The organism is Pantoea dispersa (assembly GCF_035783935.1).
GTDB lineage: Bacteria > Pseudomonadota > Gammaproteobacteria > Enterobacterales > Enterobacteriaceae > Pantoea > Pantoea dispersa_C.
This window is the reverse complement of record NZ_JALKOV010000001.1, coordinates 210,243-229,330: the sequence shown is the minus strand read 5'-3', so window position 1 is coordinate 229,330 and position 19,088 is coordinate 210,243. Positions and strand designations below refer to the sequence as shown.

Genomic DNA, 19,088 nt, shown 5'->3' with positions numbered 1-19,088 from the left:
CGCTGGCGGCGCAGCGCATTGCGCCGCTAGCAGGCCAGCGTTTTTAGCACCTTTACCGCACGCGCCATCTCCGGCGCCAGCCAGCGATCCTCCTGCCAGGTGGCTACCTCAGCGCGCAGCGCGCGCAACGCCTGGCGGGTGCCGCCGGCCAGCTGCGCCTCACCGTGAAAGTCCAGTGCCTGCGCTGCCAGCAGGTACTCAATCGCCAGCACCTGCCAGACGTTATCCAGCAGTCTGAGCAGCTTGAGCGCCGCGCCGGTGCCGAGGCTGAGATGGTCCTCCTGCAATCCCGAGGTGACGTAATTGTCCAGCACCGCCGGCTGTGCCAGCTGGCGATTCTCCGCACACAACGCCGCCGCCACGTATTGCGCGATCATCATGCCGGAGTTGACGCCCGGCTGCGCCACAAGAAACGGCGGCAGCCCGCTGACCAGCGGATTGACCAGCCGGTCCAGCCGGCGCTCGGCAATGCTGCCGATCTCCGCCATGGCGATTGCCAGCAGATCGGCCGCCATGGCCACCGATTCGCCGTGCGGATTGGCCTGCGACACCACGCGCCAGTTGTCCGGCGTGCCCAGCACCAGCGGATTATCGGTGCAGGCGTTCAGCTCGATCTCAATCTGACGTGCCGCGTGGGCGAACTGATCGCGGCTGGCACCGTGCACCTGCGGCATTGAACGCAGGCTGAGCGCATCCTGGGTGCGTATGCCGCAGCTCGCCGCCAGCAGCGAGCTGTCGCTCAGCAGCGCACGCAGACGCTGGCCGCTATGCTGCATACCGGGGCTGGCTTTCAGCGCAATCACCTCAGCATCAAACGCAGCCAGCTGACCGCGCAGCGCTTCAAAGCTCATGGCCCCGGTGACATCCGCGCAGTCCAGCAGCCGTGCCGCATCGTCGAGTGCCAGACAGCTCAGCCCGGTCATGCACGGCGTACCGTTGACCAGGCTCAGGCCCTCTTTGGCGCCGGGGCGATACGGCTGCAAACCGGCCAGCCGCAGCGCCTGCTCCGCCGGCATCACCTGTTGCTGGTACTCAACGTCGCCCACGCCAATCAGTGCCAGCCCGATGTGCGCCATATGGGTGAGATAACCGACTGAACCCTGCGATGGCACCTGCGGCGTGATCTGCTGATTGAGCATCGCCAGCAGATGCTGCACCAGCGCCACCGAGACGCCGGATTTGCCGTGACTGTAGTTGGCGATCGCCGCACACAGAATGGCGCGCGTCTGCTCGCGCGTCAGCAGCGGACCAACGCCGCAGGCGTGGCTCAGCAGCGTATTGCGTGACAGCTGGCTGAGCTGGTCTTCCGGCAGCGTAATGTTGCACAGCGCGCCGAGGCCGGTATTGATGCCATAGGCGATCTGGCCGCTGGTCACGATCTGCTGCACGATCTCGCGCCCACGTGCAATGCGCTGCCATGCGGCGACGCTCAGCGTCAGTTCGGCGTTATGTCGTGCCACCTGCACCAGCGCCTGCCAGGTCAGCGGCGCATCGCCCCAGACCACGGTCATACTGGCTGCTCCACGTGGTGGCTCTGATGGCTGGAGATAAACTGTTTAAAGCGCTGCGAACCGCTGGCACCGAACATCGCTTCCGGCGTGCCCTCGCAGTCGATGTTGCCCTGATGCATAAACACCACGCGGTTGGAGACGTTGCGCGCAAAGCCCATCTCGTGCGTCACCACCAGCATGGTGCGCCCTTCCTCCGCCAGGCTGCGCATCACCTTCAGCACTTCGCCGACCAGCTCCGGATCGAGCGCCGAGGTCGGCTCATCAAACAGCATCACCTCCGGATCCATCGCCAGCGCACGGGCAATCGCCACGCGCTGCTGCTGGCCGCCGGAGAGCTGCGCCGGGTAAAAATCCTTGCGGTTGAGCAGTCCGACGCGATCCAGCAATTGCTCTGCCTGGGCAATACAGCTTTTTTTGTCGCGCTTCAGCACATAGTGCGGACCTTCAATCACGTTCTGCAGCACCGTCATGTGCGACCACAGATTAAAGCTCTGAAACACCATGCCCAGCCGCGAGCGCAGGCGTTCGATCTGCTTAGGATTGGCCGCCAGCTGATGGCCGCGCGCGTGGCGCTTCATTTCAATGGTTTCGCCGCCGACGCTCACCACGCCGGCATCCGGCGTTTCCAGCAGATTGATGCAGCGCAGCAAGGTACTTTTGCCCGAGCCGCTGGCACCGAGAATTGAAATGACATCGCCCTGATGCGCCTGCAGCGAGATGCCTTTGAGCACCTCCATAGCGCCAAAAGATTTATGGATATCGGTGGCGGACAAGGTGACAGGTGAAGTGGAATGCATATTACTCTCCGGCAAGCGGTTTAACGGCGGGCAGCGGCTTTTTTTCAGCGCGGTGCACCGGGGTCAGACGGCGTTCTAACAGCGCGTATAGCTGGACGATAATAAAGTTGAGGATCAGGTAGATCGCCGCAGCGCAGACGAACACTTCCATGGTGCGATAGGTACGCTGGATGATCTGCTGCGCTACGCCGGTGACATCCCACACCGTAACCAGGCTGGCGAGCGCGGTGGATTTCACCAGCAGAATCGCCTCGGTGGAGTACGCCGGCAGCGCATAGCGCAGCATGATCGGCGCGATGATGCGGCGCAGCAGCAGCCAGCGCGACATGCCGCAGGCCAGTCCGGCTTCCACCTGGCCTGCCGGCACCGCCAGCAGCGCACCGCGCAGGATCTCGGCGGTGTAAGCGGCGGTACATAGCGACAGCGCCAGCACCGCGCAGATAAACGGCTCGCGCAGGAACGGCCAGACGAAACTGTGGCGAATCACGCCAAACTGGCCAAGGCCGTAGTAGATGAGAAATAGCTGAATCAGCAGCGGCGAGCCGCGAAACACCAGAATGTAGCCGCGGGCAAAACCGCTCAGCAGCCGCCAGCGGCTCATGCGCAGCGCCAGAATGCCCAGCGCCAGCAGCCCGCCGCAGACAAAGGCGCTGATAAACAGCCCGAGCGTCACCGGCAGCGCCGCGCTCAGCTTAAGAAAGGTATCGGCAAGAAAAGCGAAGTCGATCATACTGCTGCTCCTTAGTGCTGTGCCGCAGTGCGACTTTGCCATGCGCGGCCGAGGCGCGATTCCGCGCGACGAAACGCATGGTTCGACAGCAGTGTCAGCAGCAGATAGCAGCCACCGCCAATCAGGTAAAAGGTGAAGTAATCGCGCGTTGAACCGGCGGCCACCTGACTGGCGCGCATCAGCTCGACGATGCCGGTCACTGACACCAGCGCCGAATCTTTCAGGCTCATCTGCCAGACGTTGGACATGCCCGGCAGCGCGTAACGCACAATCTGCGGGACGAGGATGCGCTGGGCGATGCGCCAGCGCGGCATCCCGATGGCCACCGCCGCTTCAACTTCGCCCTTCGCCAGCGCCAGGCGCGCAGCGCGATACACTTCACCCTGATAGGATCCGGAGATGAGCCCGATCGCCAGCGCGCCAATCAGGAACGGCGGCGCCTCGATAAAACCGTCTGCACCAAACAGCTGGCCGACCAGCGTAATCAACCCTGATCCACCGAAGTAGAACAGGTAGATCACCAGCAGTTCCGGAATGCCGCGAAACACCACGGAGTAGCTTTCACCCAGCCAGCGCAGCCAGCGCTGAGGCGAAAGTTTCGCCGCCGCCACACCGGAACCGACCACCGCACCAATAATCAGCGCCGCCAGCGACAGCAGCAGCGTGGTGCCGGCGGCGCTCAGAATCAGGCGACCCCAGCCATCAGCACCAAAACTCAGCAGGCTCATCATCTTTCACCTCACTTACGGCGTTACGTCAGTTTTAAACCACTTCTCGCTCAGCTTTTTCACCGTGCCGTCCGCCAGCGCAGCGTGGATGGCAGCGTCGAGTTTGGCTTTCAGATCGTTATCGGCCATGCGCACGCCCATCGCTTCGCCTTCACCCCAGATCGGGCCGCCCAGCTGCGGGCCGCTGAACGTCAGGTTGCTGTTCTCTTTACGCGCCAGCATTGACTGCGCAAAGGTCTCGTCGTCAAACACCGCATCGATGCGGCCCGCCTGCAGGTCGAGAATCGCATCCGCTGAAGCGGTGTATTCGCGCACCTCGGCCACGTCTTTGAAGTATTTATCGATGAACGGCGTATACACGGTGCCGGAGGCAATACCGATGGTTTTGCCCTTCAGCGCGGCTTTCAGCGGGGCGATGGCGGCGTTAATGGCGGCTTCATCGTCGTGCAGTTTGATGATGTTCTTGTCGGCCGGCAGCAGCGGGTTATCTTTGCTGGTAATGAAGGTCGCTGGCGTGGATGCATATGGCGTGGTGAAGTTGACCACTTTTTTCCGGTCCGGCGTAATCACGATGGCATCCATGATGACGTCATATTTCCCGGCGTTCAGTCCGGCGATCATTCCGTCCCAGTTCTGCACCACCAGCTTGCACTGCATGCTCATGCGCTTGCATAAATCTTCCATCAGTTCGGGTTCGAAGCCGCCCAGCTTGCCGCCCGGCAGCGTCAGGTTCCACGGCTCATAGCTGCCTTCGGTGGCGATGGTGATGGATTTCCACTCTTTGGCCTCGGCAGCCACACCGGCTAGCATCAGGCTGGCAAACAGCGTAGTGAGGCAAAAACGGCGAAACGGGGCACGGTGTGTCATACGGCTTCTCCTGGTGGTTAGCAAATCAGGCTGTCTCTGTTAACTGATACAGCGCAAATGACATTTCATGTATATACAAGTTAGCGTGCGGCAGATCATTGTCGGCATAAGCTTTTTGTGAGCCAGCCAGAATAAATAACGTTTATCCACTCGCGGTCTTTACTTGTACATACAACCTAGTAAGCGCTGTGCCAGATCGGCAAAGGCGTTAACACAGGGGGAGAGTGATGCAGCGGCGCGGGCGACGCACACTTTCAGGGCATTGGCTGCACATATTTGGGGAGTGCAGCGGATGTACATCCGCGAAATGAGAAACGGGGTCACCGGGATGGCGACCCGCAACAGTTAAACGGTTTTTCCCGCCTGCAGAAACGCCTGCAGCAGCGGCTTCAGCACGTGCTGCAATTGCGTGGCGCGGTCCTGCTGCCAGGCGAACGGCGGCGCTTCATCCATGTAATTCAGCTGCGCCAGTTCCAGCTGTACCGCCTGCACGCCCTGCGCTGGCTGGCCGTAAGCGCGCGTAATGTAGCCGCCTTTAAAGCGTCCGTTCACCACCCAGCTGTAGTCGCTTTGCGCGGCGCACACCTGCTCAATCGCCGCGATGCTGGCCGCCGAACAGCTGGCGCCCTCATTGGTGCCGATGTTCAGGTCCGGCAGCTGGCCGTCAAACAGACGCGGAATCACCGAGGCGATGGAGTGCGCATCAAACAGCAGCGCATAGCCATGTTCGGCTTTCAGCCGCGCCAGCTCCTGCTGAATCTGCTGATGATAAGGCTGCCAGATAGTGTCCAGATAGCGCTGGCGCGCCGCGCTGTCCGGCGTCATGCCCGGCTGGAACGTCGGCGTGCCGTCAAACAGCGTCTCCGGATAGAGTCCGGTGGTGGCCGTGCTGTACAGCGGCTGATTGTCCGGCGGACGGTTAAGGTCAATGACAAAACGTGAATAGTGACCGATCAGCACGCTGGCACCGAGATCGCGCACGAAATCGTACAGCAGCGGGATATGCCAATCGGTATCCGGCAGGCCGCGCGCGGCCTCGCTCAGCCCGACATCAACCTCCGGCGTCAGTTGGGTGCCGGCATGTGGAATACTGACCAGCAGCGGCAGCTTACCGGCGGTGAAATGAAAAGGGGTCATTGCGCTTCTCCACGATAGATAACCTGGCACGGCAGTTCGCCGCCCAGCCAGTAAACCAGCTCAGCCGGGCGAGCCAGCGGCCAGTGGACAAAATTGGCTACCTTGCCCGGCTCCAGCGAACCGTGCGTGGCCTGCAACCCGAGCGCCTTCGCGCCCCACAGCGTGACGCCGGCCAGCGCTTCTTCCGGCGTCAGGCCAAACAGCGTACAGCCCATATTCAGCATCAGCCGCAGCGACAGCGCCGGTGACGTGCCCGGATTGGCATCGCTGGCCAGCGCCATCGGCACGCCGTGCTGGCGGAACAGTTCTACCGGCGGACGCTGCGTCTCGCGCAGCAGGTAGAACGCCCCCGGCAGCAGGACCGCCACCGTGCCATGCTCTGCCATCGCGCGGGCATCGTCCTCCGTGGCGTATTCGAGGTGATCGGCGGAAAGCGCGCCATAGCGCGCCGCCAGTGCGGCACCGCCGAGCGCCGACAGCTGTTCGGCATGCAGCTTCACCGGCAGACCGAGCGCGGTGGCGGCATCAAATACCGCGCTGACCTGCTGCGGTGACAGCGCCAGATGTTCGCAGAACGCATCGACCGCATCCGCCAGCCCTTCCGCTTTCACCCGCGGCAACAGGCGCTGGCAGATAATATCAATCCAGCCCTGTGGGTTTTCCCGGAACTCCGGCGGGATGCCGTGCGCCGCCAGGCAGGTAGCCTGCACGTCGGCAGGCACCGATTGCGCCAGTTCGCGGATTGCGCGCAGCAGAGTAAGCTCGCTCTCTTCATCCAGCCCGTAACCGGATTTGATCTCCACCGTGGTGACGCCCTCAGCCAGCAGGCGATCGAGCCGCCAGCGTGCCGAGTCGATCAGCTGCTGCTGGCTGGCCGCCCGCGTGGCGCGTACCGTCGACATGATGCCGCCGCCCTGCGCGGCGATCTCCGCGTAGCTCACGCCGTTGAGCCGCTGCTCGAACTCCTGGCTGCGATCGCCGCCAAACACCAGATGCGTGTGGCAATCCACCAGACCGGGCGTGATGATGCCGCCGTCAAACTGCTGCTGCCGGCGCGGGGCAAAGTCCGGTAACGCGCTGCGCGGGCCCACCCACACCAGCTCGCCGTTATCCACCGCCACGGCGCCATCCTCAATCAGGTTATAGCGACCGTCACGCATGGTGACCACATCGGCCCCCAGCCACAGGCTGTCGATCTGTTTACTTGCCATCCCACTCCCCTTTTGTCTGGCGATTTACACTGCGCCTCAAAGTATGTATATGTATATACAACTTTCCGCCATTGAGGATCAACCATGGCAGTTTATTTTGCCCCACGCGCACGGCTGGCCGACGGCTGGCAGGAAAACGTGCTGATCGCAACCGACGATCAGGGATTTATTCGCGCCCTTACCGCCGACAGTACGCCCGGTGACGCCGTGCGCCTGGCCGGCCCGGTGATTCCGGCGATGGCCAACCTGCATTCCCATGCCTTCCAGCGCGCCATGGCCGGGCTGGCGGAAGTGGCGGGCGATCCGCAGGACAGCTTCTGGACGTGGCGCGATCTGATGTACCGCATGGTGCAGCGCCTGTCGCCTGAGCAGGTCGGCGCCATCGCCACCCATCTCTACATTGATATGCTCAAAGGCGGCTACAGCCAGGTGGCGGAATTTCACTATCTGCATCACGATCCGCACGGCCAGCCGTACGCCGACGATGCGATGCTGCACCAGCTGATGCAGGCGGCGCACACCGCCGGTATCGGCCAGACGCTGCTGCCGGTGCTGTACAGCTACAGCGGCTTCGGTGCGCAGCCGGCCAGCGACGGTCAGCGACGCTTCATTCAGCACACCGATGCCTATCTGCAACAGCAGCAGCGCGTCGCGCAGTGGAGCGCGCAGCAGCCGCTGATCAATCACGGCCTGTGCTTCCACTCGCTGCGCGCGGTGAGCGAAGCCCAGATGCATGAGGTGCTGGCCGCCAGCGCTGCGCATCTGCCGGTGCACATTCACGTTGCCGAGCAGGAAAAAGAGGTCAGTGACAGCCTGGCGTGGAGCGGCGAGCGGCCGGTGGCGTGGCTGTATAATCGCTTTGCCGTCGATGCGCGCTGGTGCCTGATTCACGCCACCCATCTCGATCAGCCGGAGATCGCGCGCATGGCGGACAGCGGTGCCATTGCCGGGCTGTGTCCCACCACCGAAGCCAACCTCGGCGACGGCATCTTCCCGGCGGTGGAGTACATCGGGCGCGGCGGGCGCTGGGGCATTGGCTCTGATAGCCACGTTTCGCTCAGTGCGCTGGAGGAGCTGCGCTGGCTGGAGTATGGCCAGCGGCTGCGCGACCGTCGCCGCAACCGCATCACGCTCACCGATCAACCTTCGGTCGGCGATCTGCTGTGGCAGCAGGCAGCGCAGGGCGGCGCGCAGGCCTGTGGTATTGCCGGCGGTGAGCTGGCGGTGGGCAAACGCGCCGACTGGCTGGTGCTGGAGGAGGATGCGCTGCTGGCCAGCGTCAGTTCCGCCGCGCTGCTCAATCGCTGGCTGTTTGCCGGCAGCAGCCAGCAGATTCGTGACGTGTTTGTTGCCGGACAGCCGGTGATTCAGCAAGGCCATCACGCGGCGGAAGAAGCGGCCGCCGCTGGCTTTGCCCGGGCGATGCGAGCGCTGCAATGAACGCGCGCTTTGATTATGCGCAGCTGCCGGTCAGCCGCTGGCGCAACGGCGGCGGGGAAACGCGCGAAATCATCAGCTATCCCCCGGGCGCGGCGCAGTTCGAGTGGCGCGCCAGCATCGCCACCATCGACGCCGACGGGCCGTTCTCGCCCTTCCCCGGCGTCGATCGGGTGATCACTTTACTGCACGGCGATAGCGTACTGCTGCGTTGTGAACAGGCCGAACAGCAGCTGCTGCCTCATCAGCCGTGGGCCTTTTCCGGCGAATGGGCGATTGAGGCGCAGGTCAGCGGCAGCTGTCAGGACTTCAACATCATGACGCGGCGCGACCGCTGGCGCGCGGCGGTGAGCGTGGAGCAGCAGTCGGTCAGCAGTCTGCATGGCGTGGCGTATGTGCTGGCGGGTTCGTGGCGCAGCAGTGCGGGCGAGACGCTGCAGGTGCAGCAGGGCATGTGGTGGCTGCAGGCGCAACAGCAGCTGGTGCCGCAAACGGCAGAGGCCAGCCTGCTGTTTATCGCACTTAGCCGTGTCCCCTGAAGCGGCCCAGCAGCTTGTAGCGTGAACCGGGATAGAGCAGGCGCGCGTAGGTCACGATTTTGTTGTCGCTCCACGTCTGGCGGCGGATGAGCAGGCACGGCTCGTGCTCGTCCAGCGCCAGGTGCTTACGCTGGCGCAAATCCGGCAGTACCGCTTCAACAATGTGCTCACCGGCAGTCAGCGGGGCGACGCGCATCAGATAGGTGTACGGCGTCAGGCTGTGGTAATCCTGGCTGAGATAGTCGGGTGCCACCAGCGGATTGACCAGACGATCTTCCAGCTGCACCGGCAGCTCATTTTCATAGTGCACGATCAGCGAATGATACAGCGTCTGACCGGTGGACAATCCCAGCACCGCCGCCTGTTCCGGATCCGCCTTCATCTGACCAATCGAGAGAATTTTGCAGCTGTGCGTGTGGCCGCGCTGGGCAATTTCATCGGCGATGTTGTGCACTTCCAGCATTGCGGTATAGCCCTTCATCTCCGCGACAAAGGTGCCGACGCCCTGCATGCGCACCAGAAACCCTTCGCTGGTGAGTTCCCGCAGCGCACGGTTGATGGTCATGCGGCTGACGCCCAGTTCATTCACCAGCTCGCTCTCGGACGGCACCCGCTGGTTGGCTTTCCAGTGACCTTCCCGGATCTGGCTGACGATTGCCTGCTTAACGCGCTGGTAAATGGGCGCGGGTTCATCCCCCATCGCTGCCGCCAGCTGTGCGATTGCCGTTTGCTCCGCCATTTCCTGTTCCTTTTCCGAATGATGAGTGAAGTTTACTGTCTCGCCGCCTAAATGTATATACATCCAATGGTGCAAAGCCTGCCGTAGTGGTGCAGTCGCCGCCCGCTTTTAGTGCAGGCTGCCGGGCTGAATGTTGCCTCGCCCGCATTGCGGCACGTTTCACAGAATATGATCAATCTGGCACAGCGCTTGCTACTTGTATAGACAAGATTAGACACTTATGCTTCACTCACAACACTTATCGCACCTCTGGCGGCGGTCATCGCCTTCTTCACTCCGCCAGAGCGTGACAAATAACTTGTATAGACAGGAGTAGACTATGTCAGGTTCGGTTCAGGCAATTCGCCTCGTTCCCGGTGAAGTGGACCTCGCCACCTTACGCCGTATTTATCAGGACCAGGTGACGCTGCAGCTGGCAGAGGAAGCGCGGGCGGACATTGACCGCGCACGTGAAACCGTCGAGGCCATCGTCGCTTCCGGCAAGGTGGTGTACGGCATCAACACCGGCTTCGGCAAGCTGGCGCAGACGCAGATCCCGGCCGAACGCCTGGCGGAACTGCAGCGCAACCTGGTGCTGTCGCACAGCGTCGGCCTCGGCGATCTGCTGCCGGACAACGTCACCCGTCTGGTGGTCGCCAGCAAAATCATTAGCCTGGCGCGCGGCCACTCGGGCATCCGTATGGAGCTGATTGATGCGCTGCTGGCGCTGTTCAACGCCGGCGTGATGCCGTGCATTCCGGCAAAAGGATCGGTTGGTGCGTCCGGCGATCTGGCACCGCTGGCGCATCTCTCCCTGATGCTGCTCGGTGAAGGCCAGGTGCGCATTGACGGCCAACTGGTGCCGGCCCGCGAAGGACTGGCCCGCGTTGGCCTGCAGCCGATTGTGCTGGGACCGAAAGAGGGTCTGGCGCTGCTCAACGGCACTCAGGTCTCAACCGCGCTGGCGCTGCGCGGCCTGTTTGAAGCCGAGAATCTGTTTGCCGCCGGGCTGATGGCCGGTGCGCTGTCGCTGGAAGCGATCAAAGGCTCGGTAAAACCGTTTGATGCACGCATTCATCAGGCGCGCGGCCAGCACGGCCAGATTGCCGTCGCCGCTGCGGTGGAGACGCTGCTCGAAGGCAGCGAAATTCTCAGCTCGCACAGCAACTGCGGACGCGTACAGGATCCCTATTCGATTCGCTGCGTGCCGCAGGTGATGGGCGCCTGTCTCGATAACCTCAGCCACGCCGCGCGCGTGCTGCAGATTGAAGCCAACGCCGCCTCCGACAACCCGCTGGTCTTCAGCGACAGCGGCGACGTGATCTCCGGCGGCAACTTCCACGCTGAGCCGGTGGCCTTTGCCGCCGACATCATCGCGCTGGCCATTGCGGAAGTCGGCGCGATTTCCGAACGCCGTCTGGCGCTGCTGCTCGACACCGGCCTTTCCGGTCTGCCGCCCTTCCTGGTGCGCGACGGCGGCGTGAACTCGGGCTTTATGATTGCGCAGGTCACCGCTGCCGCGCTGGCCTCAGAAAACAAATCGCTGGCGCATCCGGGCAGCGTTGACAGCCTGCCGACTTCAGCCAATCAGGAAGATCACGTATCGATGGCCACCTACGCGGCACGGCGTCTGGGCGAGATGTGCTTCAACACCGCTGCCGTGGTCGGTATTGAAGCGATGGCGGCGGCGCAGGGCATCGACTTCCATCGTCCACTGCAAAGCTCTGCCGCGATCGAACAGGAGATGAGCCGCATTCGTGCGCAGGTCGCCTTCCTCGATCAGGACCGTTTACTGGCGCCGGACATTGATGCCATGCGCCTGTGGGCCAGCAGTCATGCCTGGCCTGAAACCCTTACTGCGCTGCTGCCAAGCCAGCGTTCTACTGCTAATTAAGGAACCGATGATGAGCGAAACTTTGACTCAGGCTGTTGCCCGTGAAATCCGTGCGCCGCGCGGTAATGAACTGCACTGCGCCAACTGGCTGATTGAAGCGGCATACCGCATGATTCAGAACAACCTCGATCCTGACGTGGCCGAACGCCCGGAGGATCTGGTGGTGTATGGCGGAATCGGCAAAGCCGCGCGCAACTGGGCGTGCTTTGAACAGATTCTGCGCTCGCTGCGCGCGCTGCAGCCGGAAGAGACGCTGCTGATTCAGTCCGGCAAGCCGGTCGGTGTGTTCCGCACCCATGCCGATGCGCCGCGCGTACTGCTGGCCAACTCTAACCTGGTGCCGCACTGGGCGACGTGGGATCACTTCCACGAGCTGGATAAGGCCGGACTGATGATGTATGGCCAGATGACCGCCGGTTCATGGATTTACATCGGCGCACAGGGCATCGTGCAGGGCACCTTTGAAACCTTCGCCGAAGCCGGTCGCCAGCACTACAACAGCGACCTGACCGGCCGCTGGATTCTCACCGCCGGTCTCGGCGGCATGGGCGGCGCGCAGCCGCTGGCGGGCGTGCTGGCCGGTGCCTGCGTGCTGGCGATTGAGTGCCAGGAGTCGCGCATCGATTTCCGTCTGCGCACCCGCTACCTCGACCATAAAGCTTACAGCCTGGATGAGGCGCTGGCGCTGATCAAAGACGCCACCGAAGCCGGTCAGGCGATCTCCGTGGGCCTGCTGGGCAACGCGGCCGAGCTGGTACCGGAGCTGGTGCAGCGCGCGAAAGCGGGCGGCATGAAGCCTGACATCGTGACCGATCAGACCTCCGCGCACGACCCGATTAACGGCTATCTGCCGGTGGGCTGGGACGTGGCACGCTGGGAAGCCGAGCGCGTCAGCAATCCGAAAGCGGTGGAGAAAGCGGCACGCGCCTCAATGGCGCAGCACGTGCAGGCAATGCTCGACTTCCACCACATGGGTGTGCCGACCGTGGATTACGGCAACAACATTCGTCAGGTGGCGCTGGATGAAGGGGTGAAAAACGCCTTTGATTTCCCGGGCTTCGTGCCGGCGTATATTCGTCCGCTGTTCTGCGAGGGCAAAGGCCCGTTCCGCTGGGTGGCGCTCTCGGGCGATGCGGAAGATATCTATAAAACCGACGCCAAACTGAAAGAGCTGTTCCCGGATCACAAAAACCTGCACCGCTGGCTGGATATGGCACAGGAGCGCATCGCCTTCCAGGGCCTGCCGGCGCGTATTTGCTGGCTGGGGCTGGGCGAGCGGCATAAAGCCGCGCTGGCATTCAATGAGATGGTGCGCAACGGCGAGCTGAAAGCGCCGATCGTGATCGGTCGTGACCACCTCGACTGCGGCTCAGTGGCGTCACCTAACCGTGAAACCGAGGCGATGAAGGATGGCTCGGATGCGGTGTCGGACTGGCCGCTGCTGAACGCGTTGCTGAACACCGCAGGCGGAGCCACGTGGGTCAGTTTGCACCACGGCGGCGGCGTCGGTATGGGCTTCTCGCAGCACTCCGGGGTGGTGATCGTCTGTGACGGTACGGCTGAAGCGGATGCACGCCTCGGTCGCGTGCTGTGGAACGACCCGGCCACCGGCGTAATGCGCCATGCCGATGCGGGCTACGAGCTGGCGCAGTCCTGCGCAGAGCAGCACGGTCTCAATTTGCCGATGCTGAAGTAGTTTCCAGGTGCGCATCAATGCGCACACTACGGTAGGTTACCCCGGCTAAACAATAACGTCGTGTTGGCCTGTTAAGCCGTAACATTGTTCCAAAAGAGTGCATTATGTAGGGTCGGCATTCATGCCGACCACATGCAGCACCAGCACGGCGTTATCCATCACTCCCTGTAGGGTCGGCATTCATGCCGACCTTGTCCCCTTATGCCATTCCGCTATAGCCTATAGCCAAATTATTCCTTTCCACGATAGACGCCCCCTGCGCTTGCCACTACAGTGGACACTTAACTTCCCGCGTCGGAGATTGCGCAGCTGACGCTGCTGATGGAGCCTTACTTTATGAGCCTGCCTGCTGTCCTGCTGGAAAACGCCCTCACCTGGCGTCGTCAGTTACATCAACACCCTGAACTGGGTTACCAGGAGCAGCAGACCAGCGAGCTGGTGGCACAGGTGTTGACCGATGCCGGACTGCAGGTGTTTCGCGGCCTCGCCGGCACTGGCGTGATCGGCACGCTGGAAAACGGCCCCGGTCCGGTCATCGGCCTGCGCGCCGATATGGATGCCCTGCCGATCACCGAAAAAGGCGATGCGCAGTGGAAATCGAGCCGGCCAGGCGTGATGCACGCCTGCGGTCACGATGGCCACACCGCGATACTGCTGGCCGCAGCCTGTCAGCTGGCCGCCACGCGTAATTTCAAGGGCACCGTACATTTCCTGTTTCAGCCGGCCGAAGAGAATCTCGGCGGTGCGCGCAAAATGGTGGAAGAAGGTCTGTTTCAGCGCTTCCCGATGGATGCGGTATACGCGATGCACAACTGGCCGGGGCTGCCGGTGGGATCGCTGGCGGTAAATCCGGGCGCGATGATGGCATCGCTGGATTCGTTTGAGATTACGCTGCACGGCAAAAGCTGTCACGCGGCGATGCCGGAAAGCGGTGCCGACCCGATGGTGGTGGCCGCTGAGCTGATATTGGCGCTGCAAACCATCCCGTCGCGCCGCCTGTCACCACTGGCGTCGGCGGTGGTCAGCGTTACCCAGATTCACGGTGGTGAAGCCATCAACGTCATTCCGGAGCAGATCACGCTGCGCGGTACGGTGCGATGTCTGCAGACCGACGTGCGCAACCGCGTGCGCGGTCTGATTGAAGATTTTGTGACGACCCTGCCGCGCCCGTTTGGCGTCAGCGGCGAGATTCACTGGTATCCCGGCTATCCGGTTACCGCCAACCATGTTGCCCCGGCGGAGCAGGTGCGTGACGTGGCGTGCCAGCTACTGGGCGAACAGCAGGTGCACTGGCAGGTTAACCCGTCAATGGCGTCTGAAGATTTCGCCTGCATGCTGGAAGCCTGTCCCGGTGCCTATTTCTGGCTCGGCGCCGACGGTGCCACGCCCTCAGCCCCGCTGCACAATGCGAACTATGATTTCAACGATGCGCTGCTGCCGATTGGTATTACGTTCTGGCAGCAGTTGGTAGAGAGCGTGCTGATAAAACGCTGAAGGCAATGCTCAGCGAGCCAATTCAGTTGCGCAGGCATGTGCGCCCTGCGCAACCGCTGCGGTGACCGCCGTCACCGCCCAGGTTTTCGTGCATGGCCTGTCGGGCAGCCTGGTTAGATCCCCGCCTGCTGTAACCGCGTTTCGGCATCAGCCATCGTCGCGGCTTCGCCGGTCGCCACCAGACAGCACGCCAGCTGCAGGCGCAGCGCCTGCGGCACCGCGCGTTCACCCGCCAGCACCTGACGAATCCACGCTGCGGTATCCTGCGCGCTTTTGCTCCCGGCCAGCGCCAGCGCGACCTCTGGCTGCCGCTCAACCCACACTTCGGCTTCTGCGCCGGCACCGCGAATATAATTAATCGCCGGGCAGCGCTGCGGATTGGCATACACTTCACCTTCGGTGCCGTTCAGCAGAATGGCCGGTGCGTCGATATCCTGGAAAAATTTCCCCACGCGCGGCACATATTCCGGATGCGACACGCTCGCCAGCCGCAGCGCGGCGCGTTCGGCAAACGGCGTCGCCAGCTTGGCCAGCGTGTGCGCACTGTTGCGCACGCCCATGCGCCAGCGCAGCGCCAGCTGTTTAGCCATTGGCGCACATAAATCATCGATGGTGATGAACGCCAGCTCGCCGGCGTCGAGTTTCGCCTGCGCCTGCGGCGCGCTGGTCACCGGCGCGATATCCAGCGCCGCCAGCACCGCTTCGCTGGTCACGCGAGTCGGATCGTCACTCACGCCGTGCAGCAGCACCGGAAAACCGAGCTTCACCAGCAGCAGCGCCAGCAGCGGCGTCAGGTTGCCCTGGCGGCGCGCGCCGTTGTAGCTGGGAATGACGATCGGCATCGGACGCTGTGCCGGCGCCTGCAGCCGCATCATACGCTGCTGCATCGCATGGTAGAAGCCGCGCATCTCCGCTTCCCCTTCCCCTTTGATGCGCAGCGCAATCAGCACGCCGCCCAGTTCGAGATCCGGCACCTCGTCCGCCAGCATCGCGCTGTAAAGCGCCACGGCGGTGTCAAAGTCGATATCGCGTGCGTGATTCTTGCCGCGGCCAATCTCTTTAATGATCTTATTCAGTTCCATCAGGCTTTCCCGCTTCCAGGGCGCGCCGTCACCCGGCGGCCAACAATCGTGCATCCGGCTGTTGCCGCATACTCAGGATTTCTTGCTGCGCTTCGCCGGTTTGTCCGCTTCCGGCACCGGCGGTTGTTCAATCGGAAACACCGGCAGCGCGGCCAGCAGGCGGCTGCCGTAGGCTTTGCTGATCAGCCGGCGATCGTAAATGATGATTTCGCCAAAACACTGGTGGCTGCGGATCAAACGCCCGACCTGCTGGATCAGCGTAAATGACGCGCTGGGTAAACTCTGTACTTCAAACGGATAGCGTTTGAGGCTCTTCAGCCACTCGCCTTCGGTCAAAATTACCGGACTGTCTACCGGCGGAAAAGCAATTTTATGGATGTGCACCTGCGACAGCAGATCGCCTTTCAAATCGAGCCCTTCGGCAAAAGATTGCAGGCCAACCAGAATGCTGCTTTGTCCGGCGGTCACCCGTTGCCGGTGAAGCTCCACCAGCCGTGAACGCGGCTGATCGCCCTGCACCAGCATCGACAGACGCAGCTCCGGCACCAGGCTGACAAACTGCTGCATCGCGCGCCCGCTGGCAAACAGCACCAGCACACCTTTATGCTGCTGCGCCTGCATTTGCTGGCGGAAGAAGCGCGCCATCTCAGCAATGTGCTCCGCTTCATTGGCCAGCAGCGGCTCATAGCGCATCTGCGGGATCACCAGCTTGCCCTGGTCGACATGGTTAAACGGCGAATCGAGCGCCACGAAGCGGTCGCCGGCCTTTGGGTTCAGGCCGGACATCTCCTGCAGGCGATTAAAGCTGTTCAGCGAACGCAGCGTGGCCGAGGTCACCACCACGTGCGGGATTTTGCGCCACAGCAGCTTTTCCAGCTGATCGCTGACGCGAATCCCGGCGCAGTGAAACAGCAGATGCGCCTGGCCGTCGCGAATTTCGCGCGTCACCCATTTTGACACCGGCGCGTTAGACGCCTTTTCCATCGCCGCCAGCCGCCACAGTTTGCTGATCGACTCAAACCAGCCAAAGTGGCGATTGAGCTGCAGGATAGCCTTGTGCAGCCGCATAATATCGGCCTTGCCGGTCTGTTCGCCCAGTTCGTTGAGCAGCCCTTCGCTCAGGCCACGCAGCGCATCACTCAGCTTAAACAGCCGCGCGCACAGGGTCAGCAGTTCTGGCGGCAGCTCACCGAGCACAAAGCGAAACTCGCCTGGCTGATTGTCGCGCGGCAGCAGAGGATTGAGCGCGTTGCACAGCGTCTGCAGCTGCTCGCGCATCTCATCACAGTGCCCTTTCAGACGCTCGGGATTGCTCAGCGGCGGCGGGGATTTCGGCCGGAACTGCGCCATGATGGTCTCCACCAGCCGCACAAACAGATCGAGCTGCAGGCTGCTCCAGCCCGGCGTGATCTCCGCGCTCATCTCCAGCGCATCCCGCGCCACTTCCGGCAGATGGTGCCCTTCATCCAGTACCAGCATCAGGTGTTTGGCCGGCGGCAGCACCGACTCATTCTCCATCGCCGCCATCACCAGCGCATGGTTTGCCACCACCACATCGGCCTGTTCGATTTCGCGTCGCGCCACAAAGAACGGACATTCGCGATACCAGCGGCAGTGGTGTGCCAGGCAGTTTGCTTTATCAGTGGAGAGGCGCTGCCACAGGCTGTCATCAATCGCCACGTCGCTGTGATCGCGCAGGCCATCCCACTTATAGCTGCTGAGGTCTTTCTCCAGCCGCGCGCAGAATTTCTGCTCCTCTTTCGAACCGGTCACCGCCTGTTCGTCGAGATACAGCAACAGATCGCCCTGCTGATCGTCCGTGGCTGCCAGCGCGGTCAGGTTGCGCGGACAGACATAGCGCCCGCGACCAAAAGCCGCGGTGAAGGTGAGGTCAGGAATGATTTTCTTTAATAGCGGCAGATCTTTGCTGAAGATCTGATCCTGCAGCGCCACGTTGGCGGTGCTGATGACTAAACGTTTCTCTTCGGCGCGGCTGACCGCAATGCCGGGAATCAGGTAGGACAGGGTTTTGCCGACGCCGGTGGGCGCCTCAATGGCCAGATGGCGACCATCGTCACCGGCCAGACTCTTCGCCACTTCGGCGATCATCTGGCGCTGCGGCGCGCGCGGGATAAAGTCAGGAACCTGCTGCTGCAGCGCCTTATACCATTGCGCAATCTGGCTTTTTATCGCTGCTGTCAGGGCCATAGTGAATACTGTTGGTTAAACCGGCCTGTATTTTTACACAGTATTGCCGCAGCGTCAGCTTTCGCGCTCAGTTTTTCGCGCTGGATTCAGAATTTCGCGCATCGCGCGGATCAGCGGCTCGCGCGCGCGGCCGCGCCGGAAGGCGAACGAAAACGGCGCACGAAAGTGAAAATGGTGGGGCAACAGGCGCAGCAGCTGGCTCTGCTGCTCGCGGCTGCGCGCGTAATGCTCGGGTAAAAAGCCAATGTAACGCCCGGAAAGGATCAGCGTCAGCTGCGCTTCAATGCTCTCCACCGACGCGGTGCTATGGCGAAAACCGCGCTTGTTCAGCTCCTGCTGGTTCCAGTAGCGCCGCGTTACCATGCCGGTTTGCTGCACGCGACGCACATCCACCTCGCCCTGCGCCAGCACATGTTGCGGACTGCAGTACAGCCACTGCTGCTCCTCGTACAACGGCAGCGTCACCAGATTGCTGGCGCGCAGCGGGAAGTGGCCGATGGCCAAATCGAGCCGATCTTCCAGCACCTGCTGCTGCAGCTCGTTGGGCTCGCACACGCTGAGGGTGAGGAATACCGCCGGAAAGCGCTGATTAAAACGCGCCACGATCGCCGGCAGATCCAGCGTGCTGTCGGTAACGGTAGCATCGACCACGCCGAGCGCAAACGTGCCGCCCTGCGCGCTTTTCAGCGTCTCCACCTGCGACTGCCAACCGCTCAGCGTCGCCAGCATTTCCCGGGTGTAAGCGTAGAACTGTTCGCCTTTGCTGGTCAGTGCAAAGCCCGCGCGCCCGCGCTGGCACAGGATAAAGCCCAGCTGGCTTTCCAGGTCACTCATGTAGGCGCTGATGGCGGGCGTGGTCATGTTCAGCGCCTGCTGCGCGCGTGAATAGCCCTGGTTTTCCACCACGCTGGCGAACACCTGCAGCAGCTTGAGATTGGGTAACGTCAACACGGCTCTTCCTTCAGGGATTGCTGACAATAGTTAACAAAATTGTGAAGTGATTATCGGCTGACAACGATTTTTTCTGCAAGCCGCTTTG

Annotated in this window: 16 protein-coding genes; 5 read left to right on the top strand and 11 right to left on the bottom strand. The window is 62.3% G+C overall.

Annotated features, from left to right (window positions below; translation table 11 throughout):
• Nucleotides 1–26: 26 nt before the first annotated feature.
• The 7 genes from MXF20_RS01140 to hutI all read right to left on the bottom strand — a co-directional run bounded on the left by MXF20_RS01140 (nucleotide 27) and on the right by hutI (nucleotide 6,981).
• Complete coding sequence (locus MXF20_RS01140) at nucleotides 27–1,511, bottom strand: histidine ammonia-lyase (RefSeq protein ID WP_325967169.1); 1,485 nt, start codon at nucleotides 1,509–1,511, stop codon at nucleotides 27–29.
• Nucleotides 1,508–2,308 (bottom strand): ABC transporter ATP-binding protein, encoded by an 801-nt coding sequence (locus MXF20_RS01135; protein ID WP_325967168.1) that lies wholly within the window; start codon nucleotides 2,306–2,308, stop codon nucleotides 1,508–1,510. Before MXF20_RS01135 ends, MXF20_RS01140 begins: the two co-directional genes overlap by 4 nt.
• 1 nt (nucleotide 2,309) lies before the next feature.
• Nucleotides 2,310–3,038 (bottom strand): ABC transporter permease, encoded by a 729-nt coding sequence (locus tag MXF20_RS01130; RefSeq protein WP_058757808.1) that lies wholly within the window; start codon nucleotides 3,036–3,038, stop codon nucleotides 2,310–2,312.
• A gap of 11 nt (nucleotides 3,039–3,049) precedes the next feature.
• Nucleotides 3,050–3,769, bottom strand: coding sequence for an ABC transporter permease subunit (locus MXF20_RS01125; RefSeq protein WP_325967166.1), 720 nt, complete (start codon nucleotides 3,767–3,769; stop codon nucleotides 3,050–3,052).
• A 12-nt stretch (nucleotides 3,770–3,781) separates the two neighbouring features.
• Nucleotides 3,782–4,633 (bottom strand): transporter substrate-binding domain-containing protein, encoded by an 852-nt coding sequence (locus MXF20_RS01120; protein ID WP_325967164.1) that lies wholly within the window; start codon nucleotides 4,631–4,633, stop codon nucleotides 3,782–3,784.
• Between the two features lie 345 nt (nucleotides 4,634–4,978).
• Nucleotides 4,979–5,770, bottom strand: coding sequence for an N-formylglutamate deformylase (gene hutG / locus MXF20_RS01115; RefSeq protein WP_325967162.1), 792 nt, complete (start codon nucleotides 5,768–5,770; stop codon nucleotides 4,979–4,981).
• Nucleotides 5,767–6,981 carry an imidazolonepropionase gene (hutI, locus tag MXF20_RS01110; protein ID WP_325967159.1) on the bottom strand — a complete coding sequence of 405 codons (1,215 nt, stop codon included), beginning with the start codon at nucleotides 6,979–6,981 and terminating at the stop codon, nucleotides 5,767–5,769. Before hutI ends, hutG begins: the two co-directional genes overlap by 4 nt.
• Nucleotides 6,982–7,065: 84 nt before the next feature.
• On the opposite strand from hutI, the gene MXF20_RS01105 reads away from it, so the two are divergent.
• Complete coding sequence (locus MXF20_RS01105) at nucleotides 7,066–8,421, top strand: formimidoylglutamate deiminase (RefSeq protein ID WP_325967157.1); 1,356 nt, start codon at nucleotides 7,066–7,068, stop codon at nucleotides 8,419–8,421.
• Entirely contained in the window at nucleotides 8,418–8,957 is a 540-nt protein-coding gene (locus MXF20_RS01100; protein ID WP_325967155.1) for a HutD family protein, read from the top strand. Before MXF20_RS01105 ends, MXF20_RS01100 begins: the two co-directional genes overlap by 4 nt.
• Here the strand turns inward: MXF20_RS01100 and hutC are convergent.
• On the bottom strand, nucleotides 8,941–9,696 hold the full coding sequence (gene hutC / locus MXF20_RS01095) for a histidine utilization repressor (RefSeq protein ID WP_021508436.1): 756 nt from the start codon (nucleotides 9,694–9,696) through the stop codon (nucleotides 8,941–8,943). The genes MXF20_RS01100 and hutC overlap by 17 nt on opposite strands.
• A gap of 319 nt (nucleotides 9,697–10,015) precedes the next feature.
• On the opposite strand from hutC, the gene hutH reads away from it, so the two are divergent.
• From hutH to MXF20_RS01080, 3 genes are all read left to right on the top strand, one after another.
• Nucleotides 10,016–11,569, top strand: coding sequence for a histidine ammonia-lyase (hutH, locus tag MXF20_RS01090; RefSeq protein WP_325967154.1), 1,554 nt, complete (start codon nucleotides 10,016–10,018; stop codon nucleotides 11,567–11,569).
• A 10-nt stretch (nucleotides 11,570–11,579) separates the two neighbouring features.
• Nucleotides 11,580–13,265 carry a urocanate hydratase gene (hutU, locus tag MXF20_RS01085; protein ID WP_058775328.1) on the top strand — a complete coding sequence of 562 codons (1,686 nt, stop codon included), beginning with the start codon at nucleotides 11,580–11,582 and terminating at the stop codon, nucleotides 13,263–13,265.
• A gap of 336 nt (nucleotides 13,266–13,601) precedes the next feature.
• Nucleotides 13,602–14,759, top strand: coding sequence for a M20 aminoacylase family protein (locus tag MXF20_RS01080; protein WP_325967152.1), 1,158 nt, complete (start codon nucleotides 13,602–13,604; stop codon nucleotides 14,757–14,759).
• A gap of 113 nt (nucleotides 14,760–14,872) precedes the next feature.
• On the opposite strand, the gene ybiB is transcribed toward MXF20_RS01080, so the two are convergent.
• The 3 genes from ybiB to MXF20_RS01065 all read right to left on the bottom strand — a co-directional run bounded on the left by ybiB (nucleotide 14,873) and on the right by MXF20_RS01065 (nucleotide 19,000).
• Nucleotides 14,873–15,841: a DNA-binding protein YbiB gene (gene ybiB, locus MXF20_RS01075; RefSeq protein WP_325967151.1), complete on the bottom strand. Its 969-nt coding sequence runs from the start codon at nucleotides 15,839–15,841 to the stop codon at nucleotides 14,873–14,875.
• Between the two features lie 72 nt (nucleotides 15,842–15,913).
• The gene (gene dinG / locus MXF20_RS01070) at nucleotides 15,914–18,049 is read right to left on the bottom strand and encodes an ATP-dependent DNA helicase DinG (protein WP_325967150.1); all 2,136 of its coding nucleotides are present in this window, start codon (nucleotides 18,047–18,049) and stop codon (nucleotides 15,914–15,916) included.
• A gap of 54 nt (nucleotides 18,050–18,103) precedes the next feature.
• The gene (locus tag MXF20_RS01065) at nucleotides 18,104–19,000 is read right to left on the bottom strand and encodes a LysR family transcriptional regulator (RefSeq protein WP_325967148.1); all 897 of its coding nucleotides are present in this window, start codon (nucleotides 18,998–19,000) and stop codon (nucleotides 18,104–18,106) included.
• Between the last annotated feature and the right edge of the window lie 88 nt (nucleotides 19,001–19,088).

What these genes read in the sequence shown, in the direction of transcription:
- MXF20_RS01140 (WP_325967169.1), bottom strand. Translation starts at nt 1,511, where the DNA reads ATGACCGTGGTCTGGGGCGATGCGCCGCTGACCTGGCAGGCGCTGGTG.
- MXF20_RS01135 (WP_325967168.1), bottom strand. Translation starts at nt 2,308, where the DNA reads ATGCATTCCACTTCACCTGTCACCTTGTCCGCCACCGATATCCATAAA.
- MXF20_RS01130 (WP_058757808.1), bottom strand. Translation starts at nt 3,038, where the DNA reads ATGATCGACTTCGCTTTTCTTGCCGATACCTTTCTTAAGCTGAGCGCG.
- MXF20_RS01125 (WP_325967166.1), bottom strand. Translation starts at nt 3,769, where the DNA reads ATGATGAGCCTGCTGAGTTTTGGTGCTGATGGCTGGGGTCGCCTGATT.
- MXF20_RS01120 (WP_325967164.1), bottom strand. Translation starts at nt 4,633, where the DNA reads ATGACACACCGTGCCCCGTTTCGCCGTTTTTGCCTCACTACGCTGTTT.
- hutG (WP_325967162.1), bottom strand. Translation starts at nt 5,770, where the DNA reads ATGACCCCTTTTCATTTCACCGCCGGTAAGCTGCCGCTGCTGGTCAGT.
- hutI (WP_325967159.1), bottom strand. Translation starts at nt 6,981, where the DNA reads ATGGCAAGTAAACAGATCGACAGCCTGTGGCTGGGGGCCGATGTGGTC.
- MXF20_RS01105 (WP_325967157.1), top strand. Translation starts at nt 7,066, where the DNA reads ATGGCAGTTTATTTTGCCCCACGCGCACGGCTGGCCGACGGCTGGCAG.
- MXF20_RS01100 (WP_325967155.1), top strand. Translation starts at nt 8,418, where the DNA reads ATGAACGCGCGCTTTGATTATGCGCAGCTGCCGGTCAGCCGCTGGCGC.
- hutC (WP_021508436.1), bottom strand. Translation starts at nt 9,696, where the DNA reads ATGGCGGAGCAAACGGCAATCGCACAGCTGGCGGCAGCGATGGGGGAT.
- hutH (WP_325967154.1), top strand. Translation starts at nt 10,016, where the DNA reads ATGTCAGGTTCGGTTCAGGCAATTCGCCTCGTTCCCGGTGAAGTGGAC.
- hutU (WP_058775328.1), top strand. Translation starts at nt 11,580, where the DNA reads ATGAGCGAAACTTTGACTCAGGCTGTTGCCCGTGAAATCCGTGCGCCG.
- MXF20_RS01080 (WP_325967152.1), top strand. Translation starts at nt 13,602, where the DNA reads ATGAGCCTGCCTGCTGTCCTGCTGGAAAACGCCCTCACCTGGCGTCGT.
- ybiB (WP_325967151.1), bottom strand. Translation starts at nt 15,841, where the DNA reads ATGGAACTGAATAAGATCATTAAAGAGATTGGCCGCGGCAAGAATCAC.
- dinG (WP_325967150.1), bottom strand. Translation starts at nt 18,049, where the DNA reads ATGGCCCTGACAGCAGCGATAAAAAGCCAGATTGCGCAATGGTATAAG.